At 69.0% G+C, this 14,942-nt stretch carries 15 protein-coding genes; 10 read left to right on the top strand and 5 right to left on the bottom strand.

Annotated elements, in window-relative coordinates; translation table 11 throughout:
* Positions 1–4: 4 nt before the first annotated feature.
* The 3 genes from VXJ25_RS05080 to VXJ25_RS05070 all read left to right on the top strand — a co-directional run bounded on the left by VXJ25_RS05080 (position 5) and on the right by VXJ25_RS05070 (position 2,183).
* Positions 5–835 carry a mechanosensitive ion channel family protein gene (locus tag VXJ25_RS05080; RefSeq protein ID WP_330958129.1) on the top strand — a complete coding sequence of 277 codons (831 nt, stop codon included), beginning with the start codon at positions 5–7 and terminating at the stop codon, positions 833–835.
* Positions 836–946: 111 nt separating this feature from the next.
* Entirely contained in the window at positions 947–1,435 is a 489-nt protein-coding gene (locus VXJ25_RS05075; RefSeq protein WP_330958128.1) for an S-ribosylhomocysteine lyase, read from the top strand.
* 34 nt (positions 1,436–1,469) lie between these two features.
* Entirely contained in the window at positions 1,470–2,183 is a 714-nt protein-coding gene (locus VXJ25_RS05070; protein ID WP_330958127.1) for a 5'-methylthioadenosine/adenosylhomocysteine nucleosidase, read from the top strand.
* A gap of 488 nt (positions 2,184–2,671) precedes the next feature.
* Here VXJ25_RS05070 and deoD read toward each other — a convergent pair whose 3' ends face one another.
* The 3 genes from deoD to VXJ25_RS05055 form a co-directional block, all read right to left on the bottom strand.
* Complete coding sequence (gene deoD / locus VXJ25_RS05065; RefSeq protein ID WP_330958126.1) at positions 2,672–3,394, bottom strand: purine-nucleoside phosphorylase; 723 nt, start codon at positions 3,392–3,394, stop codon at positions 2,672–2,674.
* 80 nt (positions 3,395–3,474) lie between these two features.
* Complete coding sequence (gene mtnA, locus VXJ25_RS05060; RefSeq protein WP_330958125.1) at positions 3,475–4,557, bottom strand: S-methyl-5-thioribose-1-phosphate isomerase; 1,083 nt, start codon at positions 4,555–4,557, stop codon at positions 3,475–3,477.
* Between the two features lie 157 nt (positions 4,558–4,714).
* Complete coding sequence (locus VXJ25_RS05055; protein WP_330958124.1) at positions 4,715–5,458, bottom strand: class II aldolase/adducin family protein; 744 nt, start codon at positions 5,456–5,458, stop codon at positions 4,715–4,717.
* 422 nt (positions 5,459–5,880) lie between these two features.
* Between VXJ25_RS05055 and VXJ25_RS05050 the strand changes: the two genes are divergently transcribed.
* Together VXJ25_RS05050 and VXJ25_RS05045 are read left to right on the top strand one after the other, a co-directional pair.
* Positions 5,881–7,731 carry a magnesium transporter gene (locus VXJ25_RS05050; protein ID WP_330958123.1) on the top strand — a complete coding sequence of 617 codons (1,851 nt, stop codon included), beginning with the start codon at positions 5,881–5,883 and terminating at the stop codon, positions 7,729–7,731.
* 2 nt (positions 7,732–7,733) lie between these two features.
* Entirely contained in the window at positions 7,734–8,969 is a 1,236-nt protein-coding gene (locus VXJ25_RS05045; protein ID WP_330958122.1) for an Nramp family divalent metal transporter, read from the top strand.
* An 88-nt stretch (positions 8,970–9,057) separates the two neighbouring features.
* On the opposite strand, the gene VXJ25_RS05040 is transcribed toward VXJ25_RS05045, so the two are convergent.
* Together VXJ25_RS05040 and VXJ25_RS05035 are read right to left on the bottom strand one after the other, a co-directional pair.
* Positions 9,058–9,918 (bottom strand): DegV family protein, encoded by an 861-nt coding sequence (locus VXJ25_RS05040; protein WP_330958121.1) that lies wholly within the window; start codon positions 9,916–9,918, stop codon positions 9,058–9,060.
* Positions 9,919–10,062: 144 nt separating this feature from the next.
* A complete protein-coding gene (locus VXJ25_RS05035) occupies positions 10,063–10,329 on the bottom strand; it encodes a hypothetical protein (RefSeq protein ID WP_330958120.1) in 267 nt (88 codons plus the stop codon).
* Between the two features lie 313 nt (positions 10,330–10,642).
* Here VXJ25_RS05035 and VXJ25_RS05030 point away from each other — a divergent pair, with 313 nt between their 5' ends.
* The 5 genes from VXJ25_RS05030 (at position 10,643) to tatC (ending at position 14,937) form a co-directional block, all read left to right on the top strand.
* Entirely contained in the window at positions 10,643–11,926 is a 1,284-nt protein-coding gene (locus VXJ25_RS05030) for a PLP-dependent aminotransferase family protein (RefSeq protein ID WP_330958119.1), read from the top strand.
* Positions 11,927–12,118: 192 nt separating this feature from the next.
* Positions 12,119–13,021: a tetratricopeptide repeat protein gene (locus tag VXJ25_RS05025; RefSeq protein WP_330958118.1), complete on the top strand. Its 903-nt coding sequence runs from the start codon at positions 12,119–12,121 to the stop codon at positions 13,019–13,021.
* A gap of 16 nt (positions 13,022–13,037) precedes the next feature.
* Entirely contained in the window at positions 13,038–13,352 is a 315-nt protein-coding gene (locus VXJ25_RS05020) for an STAS domain-containing protein (RefSeq protein WP_330958117.1), read from the top strand.
* Positions 13,353–13,443: 91 nt separating this feature from the next.
* Positions 13,444–14,103: a Sec-independent protein translocase subunit TatA/TatB gene (locus VXJ25_RS05015; RefSeq protein WP_330958116.1), complete on the top strand. Its 660-nt coding sequence runs from the start codon at positions 13,444–13,446 to the stop codon at positions 14,101–14,103.
* Positions 14,104–14,118: 15 nt separating this feature from the next.
* Positions 14,119–14,937 carry a twin-arginine translocase subunit TatC gene (tatC, locus tag VXJ25_RS05010; protein WP_330958115.1) on the top strand — a complete coding sequence of 273 codons (819 nt, stop codon included), beginning with the start codon at positions 14,119–14,121 and terminating at the stop codon, positions 14,935–14,937.
* Positions 14,938–14,942: the final 5 nt, after the last annotated feature.

Below are 14,942 nucleotides of genomic sequence, written 5' to 3'. Positions count from 1 at the left end.
AGGCATGCTGGGAGAGCTTTCCGAGGTCACCGTCCTGGGCATGAGCGGCACCGACCTTCTCGGCCGGGTGCTCTACCTCGCGGTGGTCGTCGCGATCGCGGCCGTGGTGGAGCGCCTCGTCGCGCGGGTCTCCCGCCGGCTGCTCGACGCCTCGAGCGTGCCTTCGGCCTCGATCTTCGTGAACATCCTGCGCGGGATGGTGTGGGTGTTCGCGCTGGTCACGGTCCTGAAGCCGGTCTTCGGGATCGACCCGACGAGCCTGGTCGCCGCCTTGGGGATCACCTCCGTGGTCATCTCCTTCGGCCTGCAGGACACGGTCTCCAACATCTTCTCGGGGCTGGGGCTCATGGTCGGGCGGGTGGTCGCGCCGGGCGACTGCGTCGAGGTCTCCGGCTTCCGCGGCATGGTGCGCGACGTCAACTGGCGCCATACCACGGTGGAGGACCGCTTCGGCAACGTGCAGATAATCCCCAACTCGGTGCTCAACAAGACGTCGTTCAAGCGCTTCAGCGACGCGCAGCGCGGGTCGTGCGGCCTCGCGTTCGACGTCGCGCCCGGCTGGGACCTCTCCGAGGTCGCGCGCGAGGCGTCCGCCGCCGTCAGGGAGGCGACGGCGCCGCTGCTGAGGCCCGGCACGGAACCGTCGGTGAGCTACGCCTCCATCGACGCCTGGGGCGCGCACGGCACGGTGTGGCTCAACGTCCGCGACGACGTGACCTTCTCGTCCGCGCTGGACGCGGCCGCACGCGCGCTCGGCGGCAGGGAGTGGCTCGCCTGCGCCGTGCGCCCGCTGGCCGAGCCGCGCCACGACGTCGCAGAGGGCGTGCGCGGCTGAGGCGCGGCTGAGGCGGCACCGCCAGCGGCGACGGGGGCGTCGCTGGTCCGGCACCGCTGGCGTCGCTGGCCCGGCGCCGGCATCATCACAGACCACTAGAAACGAGGAACCATGGAGAAGATCGCAAGCTTCACCGTCAACCATCTGCTGCTCGAGCCCGGCGTCTACCTCTCGAGGAAGGATCGCGACCCCGAGAGCGGCTGCGTGGTCTCGACCTTCGACGTGCGCCTGACGGCGCCCAACCGCGAGCCGGTCATGGACACCGACGCGGTCCACGCGGTCGAGCACCTGGGCGCCACCTTCCTTCGCAATGACCCCGAGCTGGCGCCGCGCACCATCTACTTTGGGCCGATGGGCTGCCGCACGGGCTTCTACCTGGTGCTCTTCGGCGACCTGACAAGCGCGGACGCGGTTGGACCCGTCACGAGGATGTTCGAGTTCGTGCGCGACTTCGAGGGCGAGATCCCCGGCGCCGCCCCGCGTGACTGTGGCAACTGGCACGACGCGAGCCTCCCCATGGCGCAGTGGTGGGCGCGTCGCTTCCTGGAGGGGACCCTCTACGGGATCGACGAGGCGCACCTCAACTACCCGGAGGCGTAAGCGCGCCGCGAGGCGGCCAGAAGGGACGTATAGCATGAAGGTCGGAATCATCGGCGCGATGGAAGTCGAGGTCAGGCATCTTATTGCCGAGCTCGGCGCGACGGCGGGCGAGCCAGTGAGCACGGCTGGCATGGAGTTCTTCGAGGGCCGGCTGGGCGGCGTGGACGTGGTCGTCGTGCGCTCCGGCGTGGGCAAGGTCGACGCGGCCGTGTGCGCAGAGGTCCTTATCGGCCGCTTCGGCGTGACGCACGTGATCAACACGGGCGTGGCGGGCAGCCTCAACAACGGGCTCGACATCTGCGACGTCCTCGTCTCCACCGACGCCGTCCACCACGACGTGGACGCCACGAACTTCGGGTACGAGCCCGGCGAGGTCCCGGGACTGGGGCGGGTCGCCTTCCCGGCCGACCCCGGGCTGCGCCGCGCGGCCGTCGAAGCGGTCCGTGCGGTCGCCCCCGAGACGGGGGTGCTCGAGGGGCGCGTGGCGTCGGGCGACCAGTTCGTGCGGGACGACGCGGTGAAGGCGCGGATCCGCGCGACCTTCTCGGCAGACTGCTGCGAGATGGAGGGGGCCAGCATCGCCCAGGCCTGCTGGCTCAACGACGTGCCGTTCGTGATCGTGCGCGCCATCTCCGACAAGGCTGACGGGTCGGACGCCATGGACTACCCGGCCTTCGAGCGCCGTGCCGCCGACCTGTGCGCACGCATCGTGGACCACATGGTGGCCTCGCTCGCCGTGGGGGAGTAGGGCGGCGCGGGGCTGCGGCTGCAATACCCTGAGGCGCCTGCTGCAGAAGTCCGGGCCTGCAGAGGGGCGCGGTCGCATGCGGACCGTGTCTCCCGCAGGATCCTCGAGCGACCCGTGCATTATCGAGAGTTATGGACGGGTCCCGACCTCCGCCGGCTTGCCTGGGGGGAGGTTCGGGTGCGTTCGCGGGGATGGCCAAGTCCCCATTCTCCTCGGTTGCCCAGGAAAGACGTGCGTGGTGCCGTTGGAGCGAGGGCGCCCGGGCATCGTCTCCACGGCCAGGTCGTCCACAACTCGGAAAACTGCACGTCTGAGGTGCGGGAGTTGCGCCGGCGGCCCGCCGCGTCCCCCATGCCGTCGCTCGGGGGTGCGACGGGCTCGCAAAAGGGGAGAGGCCCCTTGGTGGGGCCTCTCGACGTGCGGATATGCGGGCGTCCTGGATCATTCGGCGCTGGGCGCCCATTCGGCGCCGGGCGCCGCCGGACCGGCTAGGCGTAGTTAAGCGCGGTCTCGAGCGAGACCTCCATCATGTCGGTGAAGCTCTTCTCACGCTCGTCCGCGGAGAGGGCCTCGCCGGTGAAGAAGGTGTCGGAGACGGAGAGGATGGAGACGGCCTTCTTGTGGCTGGTCTGGGCCTCGATGTAGAGGCCGGCGGTCTCCATCTCGACGCAGAGCAGGCCGAGCTCCTTGTAACGCACGGGCGCATCCTCGCGCGGGTTGTAGAAGACGTCGGAGGAGACGACCTGGCCGACGTGGTAGCCGACGCCGAGGCGCTCGCAGCTCCTGACCGCGTCGATCAGCATGTCCCAGCTCGCGGTGGGCGCGAGCTTGACGGGGGAGTCGTAGAGGCTCGCGATGGCGGAGTTGGTCGCGGCGCTCTGGGCGATCACGATCTCGCCGGTGTGGATGTCCTCGGGCAGGGAGCCGGTGGTGCCCACGCGGATGATCGCGTCGACGCCGACCTGGGTGTAGAGCTCGTGGGCGTACAGGCACATGCTGGGGATGCCCATCCCGGAGCCCATGACGGAGATGCGCTTGCCCTTGTAGGTCCCCGTGTAGCCGAGCATGTTGCGCACGTCGTTGAAGAGGATGGGGTCCTCGAGGTACTTCTCTGCGATGAACTTGGCGCGCAGGGGGTCACCGGGCATGAGGACGACCTTTGCGACGTCCTCCTTGTTGCAGCGGATGCAGGCGGATCCGGTCTCGAACATGGTGCTTCCTTTCTCGCATGACTACTCGCTGGGCCGCCTTCGGGGTGCGGTTTGGTTGCGGTGCCAGCGCCGCGCTGGCGCTACTCCTCGAAGAGGGCGGCGAGGCTCTCGGTGTAGGGCGCACGGCAGATGCCCTTCTCCGTGACTATGGCGCTCACGAGCTCGTGGTCGGTCACGTCGAAGGAGGGGTTGTAGCACTTGACCTCGGGCAGCGCCTTGGGCTCTGCGTACCACATGGTCTTGATCTCGTCGGGGTCGCGCAGCTCGATGGTGATGTCGTCGCCCGTGGCGCAGGCGCGGTCGATCGTGGAGGTGGGGCCGAGCACGTAGAAGGGGATGCCGTAGTGCTTGGCGAGGATGGCGACGCCGGACGTGCCGATCTTGTTCGCGACGTCGCCGTTCATCGCGACGCGGTCGCAGCCCACCATGCAGGCCTGCACCCAGCCGTTGCGCATGACGATGGAGGCCATGTTGTCGCAGATGAGCGTCACGTCGACGCCGGCGCGCGAGAGCTCGTAGCTCGTGAGGCGCGCGCCCTGCAGCAGCGGCCTGGTCTCGTCGGCGAAGACGTGGATCTCCTTGCCGTGGTCGTGCGCAAAGAACAGCGGACCCTGGCCGGTGCCGTAGCCGAGGCAGGCGAGGGGACCGGCGTTGCAGTGGGTGAGAACGCCGTCGCCGTCGTGCAGGAGGCTCGCGCCGAGCTCGCTGATGGCTGCGCTCATGCGCACGTCCTCCTCGTGGATGGCGCGGCACTCGCGCCCGAGGGCGGCGAGGACGTCGGCCACGGGCTCGCTGGCGTGCGCCTCGGCGCAGGCCTCCATGCGGTCGAGTGCCCAGGAGAGGTTCACGGCCGTCGGACGGGAGCCGTTGAGGTACTCCTTGTGCGCCCGGAGCGGCTCGCGCACGTCCGCCCAGCTCTTGGCGCCCGCGCTGTCCTGCCGGGCGCACACGTAGTAGCAGTAGCCCGCGCACACGCCGATCGCCGGCGCGCCGCGCACCTTGAGGTGCAGGATCGCGTCGTACATCTGCTCGGGCGTCTCCAGGCGGATGTGCTCGAGCGAGTTGGGGAGCTTCGTCTGGTCGATGATGACCACGGCCCCCTCGTCCTTTGCGAGCTCGACCGCGTCGATGCCCACGACGCCCTTGCTTCCCTCTTGCTCCACGCTCTTCTCCTCTCTCGCCGGGACCTCCCGGCGCTCTTGCTGGCAACTGGCCCCGGGTTGGCGCCGCGCCGTCGCGGGCCTGGCGCCGCGCCGTCGCGGGCCTGGCGCCGCGCTGCCGCGGGCCTGGCGCCGCGCTGCCGCGGGCCTGGCGCCCAGCCTACCCCTTCCTGGCCGCGCGCTCGCGGTAGAACGCGCGGAGCCCCTCGAGGTGGGCGACCTGCCCGTCGGTGAGCTCCACCCCGCCGCCGAGGTCGTGGACGGCCTTGTAGATCTTCGCCGAGTGCTCGATCGTCTCCATGAGGTCGAAGGCGGCCCAGACGTCTTTGCCCCAGGCGAGCGCGCCGTGGTTGGCGAGGAGCAGCCCGTTGTAGTCCGCGAGGTAGGGCCGGATGCTCAGCGGCACCTCGTCGGTGGAGAGCATCGCGAACGGAGCGACCGGGATCTTGCCGAAGTTGAGCACGAGCTCGGGGAGGTAGGCCTCGTCGAGGTCCTTCCTGAGGATCGCGAAGGCAGTCGCGAAGACGGGGTGGGCGTGCACCACGGCGCGCACATCCGGGCGGGCGCGGTAGACCTCGAGGTGCATCTTGATCTCCGAGGAGGGGAAGCGTCCGGACTCGTCGCAGGTCAGGGGCCGTCCCGAGAGGTCGCAGCGCACGAGCATCCGCGGCTCCATGCGCCCCTTGCTCACGCCGGAGGGGGTGATAAGGACCTCGTCCTCCCCGCATCTCACGCTGATGTTGCCGTCGTTGGAGGCCACGTAGCCGCGCTCGTAAAGGAGCCTCCCCACGGCGCAGACGTCCTCCCTGGCCTCGGTGACGTCGGGCCATGCGACCCCCGGCGCCGCGCCCGTGCGCCCCGCGGCCTGCGGCGTCGCGCCCTCGGGCTGTGCGCTTGCTGCCATGGTGCCTCCCCGCTCTCGTGCCCCGCCGCGCGTACGAGCCGACATTTTTGGTCGATTTGTGGGCGGGGGTAGTTATGGGACAGGAGAGAGTCTACTATCTTGACGACGGACCGGGCGGCACGCTGCGCCATCCGGGCCTCTTGCCGGCTGCGTCCGCTCGCGGCCGTGGCGCAAGGACGGGCGGCGCCCCAGGCGGGGCCCGCGTCCGACGTGCGGTGCCTCGCGTCCCAACCGGCGCCTCGCACCTGACAGGCGGGTGCTTGGCACCCCAAAGCAGAGAAGGGCAATCGATGAAGGATCGACCACACAGTCGATAGCCCCGTGGCGCCTCCTTCCGGAGCCGTCAGGGGCTCGGAACACGACGGCGCGCGACCGTCGCCCGGCAGCTCCGGGCCCACGCGCCCGTGCGGAAGGAAGCACACATGATCTACCTCTCTCAGATCCTGGGCAAGCCCGTCATCGACGTCGACGGCGAGCGCCTGGGGACCATCGACGACCTCGGCATCGCGACGGGCGAGGTCTTCCCGCGCGTGACCTCGCTGGCGTTCCGCGACCGCGGGCACGACCCGCTGATGATCTCGTGGGGCAAGTACGTCGGCAGCTACGACGAGAACGAGGTGCGCCTGCGCGTCAAGGCGGTTGACATCCGCTTCTCGTACCTGCAGCCCGACGAGGTCCTTCTCGCCCGCGACATCCTGAACAAGCAGATCGTCGACACCCACGGCATGCGCGTCGTGCGCGTGAACGACCTCAAGCTCTCCGACACGAGCTCCACCCAGCTGCGCCTCCTCGGCGCCGAGGTGGGCGTCCGTGGCATCCTGCGCTCGCTCTCGCCCGGGCTCGAGCGCATGGTGCTGAGCATGGGCCGCGCGCTCGGCCACCCCATCCCGGAGCGCATCATCGCCTGGTCCTACATGGACCTCGTCGAGCGCGACCTCTCCAACGTGAAGCTCTCGGTCTCGCACAAGACCCTCGACGAGCTGCACCCCGCCGACATCGCCGACATCATCGAGCAGCTGGACCCGCGCCTGCGCGGCCAGGTCTTCGCCCAGCTCGACGACGAGCAGCGCGCCGGCGCCATCGCCGAGCTCGAGGGCGACGACGCGGCCGAGCTCGTGGGCAGCATGAGCGAGCAGGAGGCGAGCCGCATGCTGCAGGAGATGGACCCGGACGACGCGGCGGAGCTCGTCGGCGAGCTCGACTACGAGCGCGCCGAGAAGCTCCTCAAGCTCATGGGCGTCAAGGAGGAGACGGCCATCCGCCAGCTCCTCGGCTACCCCGACGACACGGCGGGCCGCATCATGACCCAGGAGGTCGTGCTCCTGCCGGAGGACGCCTGCGTGAGCGACGCGATCGAGAAGATGCGCGGGCTCGACGAGGACTTCGAGGCCGTCCGCTACGTCTACACCGCCGACGACGAGGACCGCCTCTCCGGCGTCGTCTCGCTCGACCGGCTCATCGTCGCCGACCCGGAGACCAAGCTGTCCGACCTCGCGACCCACGAGCTCGTCACCGCGAGCCCGGACGAGGACCAGGAGGACGTGGCCAACGACATCGCAAAGTACAACCTGCTCGCGATGCCCGTCGTGGACGACAACGGCCACCTGCTCGGCGCCGTCACCGTCGACGACGCCCTCGACGTCATGGAGGACGAGCACGAGGAGGACCTGCAGATCGCGGGCGCCGGTCGCTCGAGCGAGGGCACCGAGGAGCTGCCCCTGCGCGACCTGCGCTGGGCGCTCAGGCGCGAGCTGTGGTTCTTCTTCTGGATGGTCGGCGTCGCCGTGCTGTGGGCGGTCCTCCAGGGGGCCCGCGGGGGTACCTTCGCGCTCGTGGACGCCCTTCTCATGGCCGCCGCCCTGCCCGTCGCGCTCATCGTGGCGGACGACTCGGTGGACTACGTCACCAACTTCTACCTGGAGCATGACCCCAACGCGGAGAATACCCCATCCTACCTGGGCTTCGGCATCAAGAGCGCAGGCATCGGCCTGGTGCTCGGCGTCCTCATCCTCGCCTTCGCTGCGGCCGTGGTCTCCATGGTCTCCTCGGGCCAGGCCCTGGGCGAGATCACGAGCTCGATCATGTCCGGCTTCGTCGCCTCCGCGGCCTCCGTGCTCGTCTCCTTCCTGCTCTGCGTAGCCTACCTGAGGGTCCTGCGTCGGCGTGACGAACGCAACAAGGAGACCTCCGGCATCGTCCTCGCGTGCGTGGCGATGGCGGTCGCCCTCTTCCTCTTCGTCCTCGTGGCGTGCCTCGCGCCCGCTCTGGTGTAGCCATGCGCCGCTCCAACAGGTCGAAGATCCTCTCGATCCTCGCGGTGATGGGGCCGGGCCTCCTGACCTCGCTCGCGGGCAACGACGCCGGCGGGATCGCGACCTACTCCAACGCCGGCGCCACCTACGGCTACGGCCAGCTCTGGACCGTGCCGCTCATGTGCCTGCTGCTCGTCGTGGTACAGGAGACCTCCGCACGCATGGGCTGCGCCACGGGCAAGGGCTTCGCCTCGCTGATCCGCGAGCGCTTCGGCATCCGCGTCTCCGCCCTCGCCATGCTCGCCCTCGTCGTGTCCAACTTCGCGGTCACCCTCTCCGAGTTCGCTGGCATCGCCTCCGGCCTCGGCATCTTCGGCGTCCCGGTGGTCTACTCGGTGCCGGTCGCGGCCCTGCTCACCTGGATCCTCGTCATGAGCGGCTCCTACCGCCGGGTGGAGAAGATCCTGCTCGCCATCAGCTGCATCTTCGTGACCTACATCGTCGCCGGCGTGCTCGCCAAGCCCGACTGGGGCAGCGCCCTCACGGCCACGGTGGTCCCGCAGATGTCGTTCGACCCGGGCTACGTGTCGCTTCTCGTCGCCAACGTCGGCACCACCATCTCGCCCTACATGATCTTCATGGTCGCGAGCAACGTGGTGGAGAAGAAGCTCGATGCCGGCGACATCGCCGGCCAGCGTGCGGACAACGTCTCGGGCGCCGTGGTGGCTGAGGTCATCACCTGGTTCATCATGCTCGCGACGGGCACCGTGCTCTTCCCGGCCGGCATAGTCGTGAACGACGCGGCCGACGCGGCGCGAGCCCTGGAGCCGCTCGCCGGTGCCTACGCCGGCGCGATGTTCGCCGTCGGCCTGGTGGGCGCCTCGTTCCTGGCGGCCTGCGTGCTGCCCGGCATCACCGCGAGCGCGGTCTGTGAGGCCTTCGGCTGGGAGCGCGGCAACGACTGCACCTGGCAGGAGGCTCCCGTCTACAAGGGCCTGATCACCGGCATCACGCTCGTCTCCGCGGCGATCATCCTGGTCCCGGGCATGGACCTGTTCGGAATCATGATGGCGGCGCAGGTCATCAACGGCATCCTGCTGCCGGTCCTTCTCGTCTGCCTGGTGCTCATCGCGAGCGACCGCCACATCATGGGGGAGCACGCCAACGGGCGCGTCTGGAACGCCCTGACCTGGTTCACCGTCGTGGCGGTGATCGTCCTCACGGTCGTGATGTTCGCCTTCCAGCTCATGGGGGCCTAGGGTTCCCGCTCGCTCGCGGCGCCGGTTGGAGCCGCATGGGCGAGGCGCCCGCCCAGCGTCCCCGTTGGCCGGCCGTCGGCCAGCCAGGCTACTCCAGGGGCTGGACGCCCATGCCGACCAGGTCGGGGCCGGTGTGCACGATGAGGTCGGGGGAGAGCCCGGAGCGGATGACCTCGCCCACGTTGGGGACCTCGCGCCGCACGCGCTCCTCGAGCTCGTCCAGGCAGTCGTCGGCCTCCGAGCAGCAGATGCCGACGCGCACGCGGACGAACTTGGCGGCGCGCGAGGCGACGAGCTTGACGAGAGAGGCGAGGGCCTTGTCCCAGCCGCGTGCCTTCTTGATGACGGCGTAGTAGCCCTCGGCGTCGCAGTAGAGGACCGGCTTGATGTTGAGGACGCTGCCCAGGCGGTAGACCGCCTCGGAGATGCGGCCGCCTTGACGCAGGTAGTAGAGGTCCTTCACGGTGAAGAAGACGTCGCTCCTCTCCGAGAGGTCGCAGAGGCGTCGCTCCAGGTCCTCGAAGGGCACGCCGGACTCCACCAGGCGCACGGCCTCCATGACCTGAAGGCCCGCGATCACGCCGATGCTCTTGGTGTCGACCACCGCGAGCGGGAAGTCCTCGATCTGCTCCCTCACCAGGCGCACGGTCTGGTTGGTGGCCGAGAGCGCGGAGCTGATCGTGACGAAGACACCTCGCTCGTAGCCATCCGCCTTGGCCTGCTCGCACAGGTCGAGGATCTCCTGGGGGGAGGGGAGGGAGGTCTTGGGGATCTCCTCGGAGAAGCGCTCGATGACCTCCCGCTCCGTGATGTCCACGCCGGAGCGGTAGCTCGTGCCGTCGGAGTAGTTGATGTGGAGGGGGACCACCCGAACGTCGTGGGCGCGGACGAAGTCCGCGGGCGTGTCGGTGCCGGAGTCGGTGAGGATGGCGATGCGCTGGTCGTTCATGGGGCCCCCTAATCGGATGTCGATGACCCTAGCATATCCATCCACCCCCGGCTTACACGCTCGTTCCGCAACGAACGGCAAAACCGCATGCCCGCGCGGGCATGCGGGAGTGCGGCGGAGATGGGCCCGGCGGCGTGCGGGCGCCTACGAGACGGTGCCGAGGAGGTACGCCCAGCCGTGGGCGGTCACGATGGAGTTGAGCTGGTCGCAGAGTCGGGCCCTGTGGTAGGTCCCGGCCGGCAGCAGGTCCACGACCTCCATGACCTCATCGGAGAGGTCGTTGACCTCCGCGCGCACGACGAGGTCGACGCGCTTGACCGTACCGGTTGCGCTCTCCCGGAAGAGGTCGTCCACGAGCTTCTGCAGCTCGCCGAAGTCCTGGGAGGGGGAGGAGGGGGAGATGCGTGCCATAGGGCCTCCTTGGTGGGGCGCGGGTCGGCCGCGCGGTCTCGGACCTCCCATGGTAGCAGGCTAGCTGGCGACGGGCCTCGTGCTCGTGACACCCGCCGGGAGTCGACGTCCTTCTCCGCGCCGCTCCGGCCAGCGTCCCACGTCACCCGGGCGGCGCCCCTCGTCACCCCCAGGTAAAAACTGGGGAGCGGTCTCGCCGACGGGGCGAGCGCGGGGGAGCGCGTGGGGTATCGTGAGACGTACCCGCCCCTGGCCCAGGCGTCCGCGCCGGCGGGTGAGGCCAGCCAACCAAGCGACAAGGAGGCTCCAGGCTATGGCAAACGTCTTCGAGGACATGGCTCCCGAGGAGCTCGACAGGACCATCGTGGAACTCGAGAGGCAGGCGGACGAGGTCCGCGCCCGCCACCTCAGGCTCGACATGGCGCGTGGGAAGCCCTCGCCCGAGCAGACCGCGCTCTCCAAGCCCATGCTCGACCTCATCGGCTCCACGACGGAGCTCGTGGACGGCGACGGCGTGGTGGACAACTACGGCTCGCCGGACGGCCTGCCCTCCGCGCGCGCCCTCGCCGCCGAGATCTTGGGCGTCGATGCAGAGAACGTGCTGGTCAACGGCTCGTCGAGCCTCTCTCTCATGCATGCTCTGGTCACCTCCGGCTTCACCAACGGCGTCGCGGGCAACAAGCCCTGGTACCAGCAGGGCAAGGTCAAGTGGCTCTGCCCGGCTCCCGGCTACGACCGCCACTTCGGCATCACGGCGCACCTCGGCATCGAGAACGTCCCCGTGCCGATGGGCGAAGAGGGTCCGGACATGGACATGGTCCAGCGACTCGTGGAGAGCGACCCCTCGGTCAAGGGCATCTGGTGCGTCCCCAAGTACTCCAACCCCACGGGGGTCGTGTACTCCGACCGCGTCGTCCGCCGCTTCGCGATGCTCAAGCCTGCGGCTCCCGACTTCAGGGTCTACTGGGACAACGCCTACGTCGTCCACGGCTTCATGGACGAGGAGGACCCGCTGCTCAACATCTTCGACGCGCTCGAGGAGGCGGGTACCACCGACCTCGTCTACGAGTTCGGCTCCACCGCCAAGGTCACCTTCCCTGGCTCCGGCATCGCCTTCGTCACCGCCAGCCCCCAGGACATGGCCGAGATCCGCAAGAGCTTCCAGGTCGCACGCGTCTCGCCCGAGAAGTTCTCGCAGTTCGCGCACGCGCGCTACCTCAAGGACCTCGACGGCGTGAGGGCGCACATGCGCAGGCACGCCGCCATCGTGCGCCCGCGCTTCGAGCTCGTCGAGTCGAAGCTCTCCGAGGGCCTGGGTGGGCTGGGCGTCGCCACCTGGACGCACCCCCGCGGCGGCTACTTCGTCTCCTTCGAGGGTCCCGAGGGCTCGGCGCGCCGCATCGTGAAGCTCATGGCTGACCTCGGCGTGAAGCTCACCTCCGCCGGTGCCACCTGGCCCTATGGCAGGGACCCCAAGGACACGAACATCCGCATCGCGCCGACCTACCCCTCCCTCGAGGAACTCGGCGCTGCGCTCGACGTCTTCGTCGTGGCTGTCAAGCTCGTCTCGGCCAAGCTTGTGAGGGAGCAGCGCTAGCGGTTATCACTGAGGCATCTTGAACGCACAGGCTCAGATTTGGATGTGGGTTCTGTAGAATGAACGGGCGTGCCGGCGGAAAGCTTTGCCGGTGCGCCCTTTTCACTCTATATATATGTGTGCCCGGCACGCCCGTGCCACGCCCGCGTAGGAGCTCCCGCGCGAGCTCGTGCTCGATCGAGGGAGGTCCCCATGGCCAGCAAGTCAAAGAAGCGTCCCGGCGGCCCCCGCGGCGCCTCGCGCGCGCACGGCGAGGTCAAGCCCTCGCAGATGAAGACCTCGACGAAGGTCATCGTCATCGTCTTCGCGGTGATCATGGCGGCGAGCATGATGCTGCCCTCCTTCGTGAGTATCTTCGCAAACCAGGCGCAGGGCACGGATGACTCCTCCGCGGACACGGACGCCTCCACGAGCGACTCCGGCTCGACGGACGCCTCCTCGAGCGCGGACGCGGGCGCGGGCGAGAGCTCCGACGCGAGCCTCGACGGCGTCCCCGAGAACCTGCGGTCGACGGCGGGCAAGTACGCCACGACCGTCTCCTCCCTGGAGGCCAAGCTCTCCTCGGACCCCAACAACCTCGCGGCCCTGCTGAACCTCGCCCAGGACTACATGAGCTGGGGCTACGCCTCGCTCAGGTCGAGCACCACGGACGAGGAGACCTCCTACAGCACGGGCCTGCTCCAGAAGGCCGTCGGGTACTACGACCGCTACCTCGCCCTCAACGACTCCTCGGCCGCCAAGGTCGACCGCGCCCTCTGCGAGTTCTACGCGGGCTCCGCCGACGCGGCCCGGGCGGACCTCGAGAAGGTCACGGCCGAGGACGCGGGCTACGGTCCCGCCTGGGCGAACCTCGGCATGCTCTACGAGTACGCCGGCGACACGGACAAGGCGTCCGAGGCCTACCAGAAGGCGGTCGACGCCGACCCGGACGACGAGTACGGAGCCAAGACCTTCGCCAACCAGCGCCTGATCCAGATCAAGGCGTCCTCCACGGCCTCCTCGGGCTCGACCGGCAGCGACTCCGCCTCCGTCCCCTCGACCAGCGAGCAGGGGCTGAGCGACGCGCTGAGCAGCAAGTCGGGCATCGGCTTCTAGCCAGGAAGGGAACATCATGCCACTGAGCATCACTACGTCGGACAAGGACAACGAGCGCGTCGTGAGCGTCGCGGGCGAGGTGGACGTCTCCAACGCGCCCGAGCTGAGGGAGGCCCTCGACCGGGCCTTCGAGGGCGGCGCCACCGCCGTCGAGGTGGACCTCACCGAGGTCCCCTACATCGACTCGACCGGCATCGGCGTGCTCGTGGGGGCCGCGCACCGCGCGCACGACAAGGGCGTGGGCCTCAGCGTCTCGCACCCCCAGCACAACGTGGCGCGCGTGCTCGGCCTGCTCGGGGTCGGGCGCGAGCTCGACGTCAAGGCCGACTAGGCCCATGCGGGTATAAGATGGGACCCCTCGGTCGTGCGGCCGAGGGGTCCCGAGGTTCAAGGACACATCCCGGAAGGGGAGGTACACGCTCGTGTTTGGAATTGGTGAGACGGAGCTGGTCCTCATCCTGCTCTTCGCGTTCCTGCTCTTCGGCCCGGACAAGCTGCCGGGGATGGGCAGGACCATCGGCAGGATGCTGCGCCAGTTCAGGGACGCGTCGGACAGCTTCACCGAGGTCATGCAGACCAACATCATGGACCCTGCGGCCGAGGAGCTGAAGAAGTCGCCCAAGCAGCGCAGGGCTGAGGAGGGCGCCGACACCGACTCCGACATCGAGGGGGCGGGCGAGAGGCGCGAGACGTTCGCGGAGCGCAAGGCCCGCCTGAAGGCCGAGCGCGAGGCCGCCGCCGAGGCGGGCGCCGCCTCCGCCGCGACCGTCGCCGCCGGTGCGGACATCGACGACGCGGACTCGGACGCCGACGCGGACTCCGTCGTCGACCTGCGCACCGTGGCCGACGCGGACTCCGACGACGACCTCGAGCCCGAGGCGGCGCCGGCGGACGACGCGAGCGCGCGTCTCGCCTCGCTCTACTCCACGGCGGGCCGCCGCTCCACGCGCGCCCAGGCGAAGGCCGCCGCGCAGGCCGCCGAGGAGGAGGCTGCCGAGGAGGAGGCTGCCGAGGCCCCTGCCGGCAAGGCCGCCGATTCCACTCGAGACTCCGGGGAGGGGGACGGGAAGGCCGAAGCCTAGGCCTCCCTCACACGAATGGCTAAGGACAACAAGCACATGAGCCCGATCGGGCCCGCACGCATGCCCCTGATGGACCACCTCCAGGAGCTCAGGCGACGCCTGACCATCATAGTGGTCTCGGTCGTCGTGACCGCCCTCGTGATCTACTTCGCCACGCCCACGCTCATCGAGTTCATGATCGACCCGATCCGCGAGTCGCTCCAGGGCAACGGCCTCGCGATCCTGGGCGTTCTCGACGGCTTCACGATCCGCTTCAAGGTCGCCATGTTCTGGGGCGTGATCATCTGCACCCCGATCATCATCTGGGAGGTCATGGCCTTCTTCCTGCCTGCGCTCAACGAGCACGAGCGCAAGTGGGTCGTGCCGACGGTCGCGGCGATGGTCGCCCTGTTCTTCCTCGGCATGGTCTTCTGCTACATCGTGATCCAGCAGGCCGCCTTCGGCTGGCTGATCGACCAGTCGCTCGAGTTCGCCACCATCGTCCCCAACGCGGACGACTACCTCAACATCATGATGCTGCTCGAGGTCGGCTTTGGCTTCGCCTTCCAGCTGCCGCTCATCATCTTCTACCTGTCCATCCTTCACATCGTGCCCTACAGCGTCTTCCGCAGCCAGTGGCGCTACATCTACGTGGGCCTCATGGTCGTCTGCGCCATCGTGACGCCCGACGCCTCGCCCATCACGATGATCCTCATGTACGTGGTCCTTCTCGCCCTCTACGAGGTCTCCCTCGGCATCGCCCGCTACGTGATCACCCAGAGGGACGGCAAGGCGGCCCTCAAGTGGAGCCGCGAGGAGTACGCCGAGCACGAGGCGGAGTCTGATTCAAAGTAGGGGGT

This window comes from Olsenella absiana (assembly GCF_036408855.1).
Lineage (GTDB): Bacteria > Actinomycetota > Coriobacteriia > Coriobacteriales > Atopobiaceae > Olsenella_K > Olsenella_K absiana.
This window is presented reverse-complemented; position numbering and strand designations above follow the sequence as displayed.

Bases quoted from the DNA above. Each gene is read 5' to 3' on its own strand.
- VXJ25_RS05080 (WP_330958129.1), top strand. From the start codon at position 5: ATGCTGGGAGAGCTTTCCGAGGTCACCGTCCTGGGCATGAGCGGCACC.
- VXJ25_RS05075 (WP_330958128.1), top strand. From the start codon at position 947: ATGGAGAAGATCGCAAGCTTCACCGTCAACCATCTGCTGCTCGAGCCC.
- VXJ25_RS05070 (WP_330958127.1), top strand. From the start codon at position 1,470: ATGAAGGTCGGAATCATCGGCGCGATGGAAGTCGAGGTCAGGCATCTT.
- deoD (WP_330958126.1), bottom strand. From the start codon at position 3,394: ATGTTCGAGACCGGATCCGCCTGCATCCGCTGCAACAAGGAGGACGTC.
- VXJ25_RS05055 (WP_330958124.1), bottom strand. From the start codon at position 5,458: ATGGCAGCAAGCGCACAGCCCGAGGGCGCGACGCCGCAGGCCGCGGGG.
- VXJ25_RS05050 (WP_330958123.1), top strand. From the start codon at position 5,881: ATGATCTACCTCTCTCAGATCCTGGGCAAGCCCGTCATCGACGTCGAC.
- VXJ25_RS05045 (WP_330958122.1), top strand. From the start codon at position 7,734: ATGCGCCGCTCCAACAGGTCGAAGATCCTCTCGATCCTCGCGGTGATG.
- VXJ25_RS05040 (WP_330958121.1), bottom strand. From the start codon at position 9,918: ATGAACGACCAGCGCATCGCCATCCTCACCGACTCCGGCACCGACACG.
- VXJ25_RS05035 (WP_330958120.1), bottom strand. From the start codon at position 10,329: ATGGCACGCATCTCCCCCTCCTCCCCCTCCCAGGACTTCGGCGAGCTG.
- VXJ25_RS05030 (WP_330958119.1), top strand. From the start codon at position 10,643: ATGGCAAACGTCTTCGAGGACATGGCTCCCGAGGAGCTCGACAGGACC.
- VXJ25_RS05025 (WP_330958118.1), top strand. From the start codon at position 12,119: ATGGCCAGCAAGTCAAAGAAGCGTCCCGGCGGCCCCCGCGGCGCCTCG.
- VXJ25_RS05020 (WP_330958117.1), top strand. From the start codon at position 13,038: ATGCCACTGAGCATCACTACGTCGGACAAGGACAACGAGCGCGTCGTG.
- tatC (WP_330958115.1), top strand. From the start codon at position 14,119: ATGGCTAAGGACAACAAGCACATGAGCCCGATCGGGCCCGCACGCATG.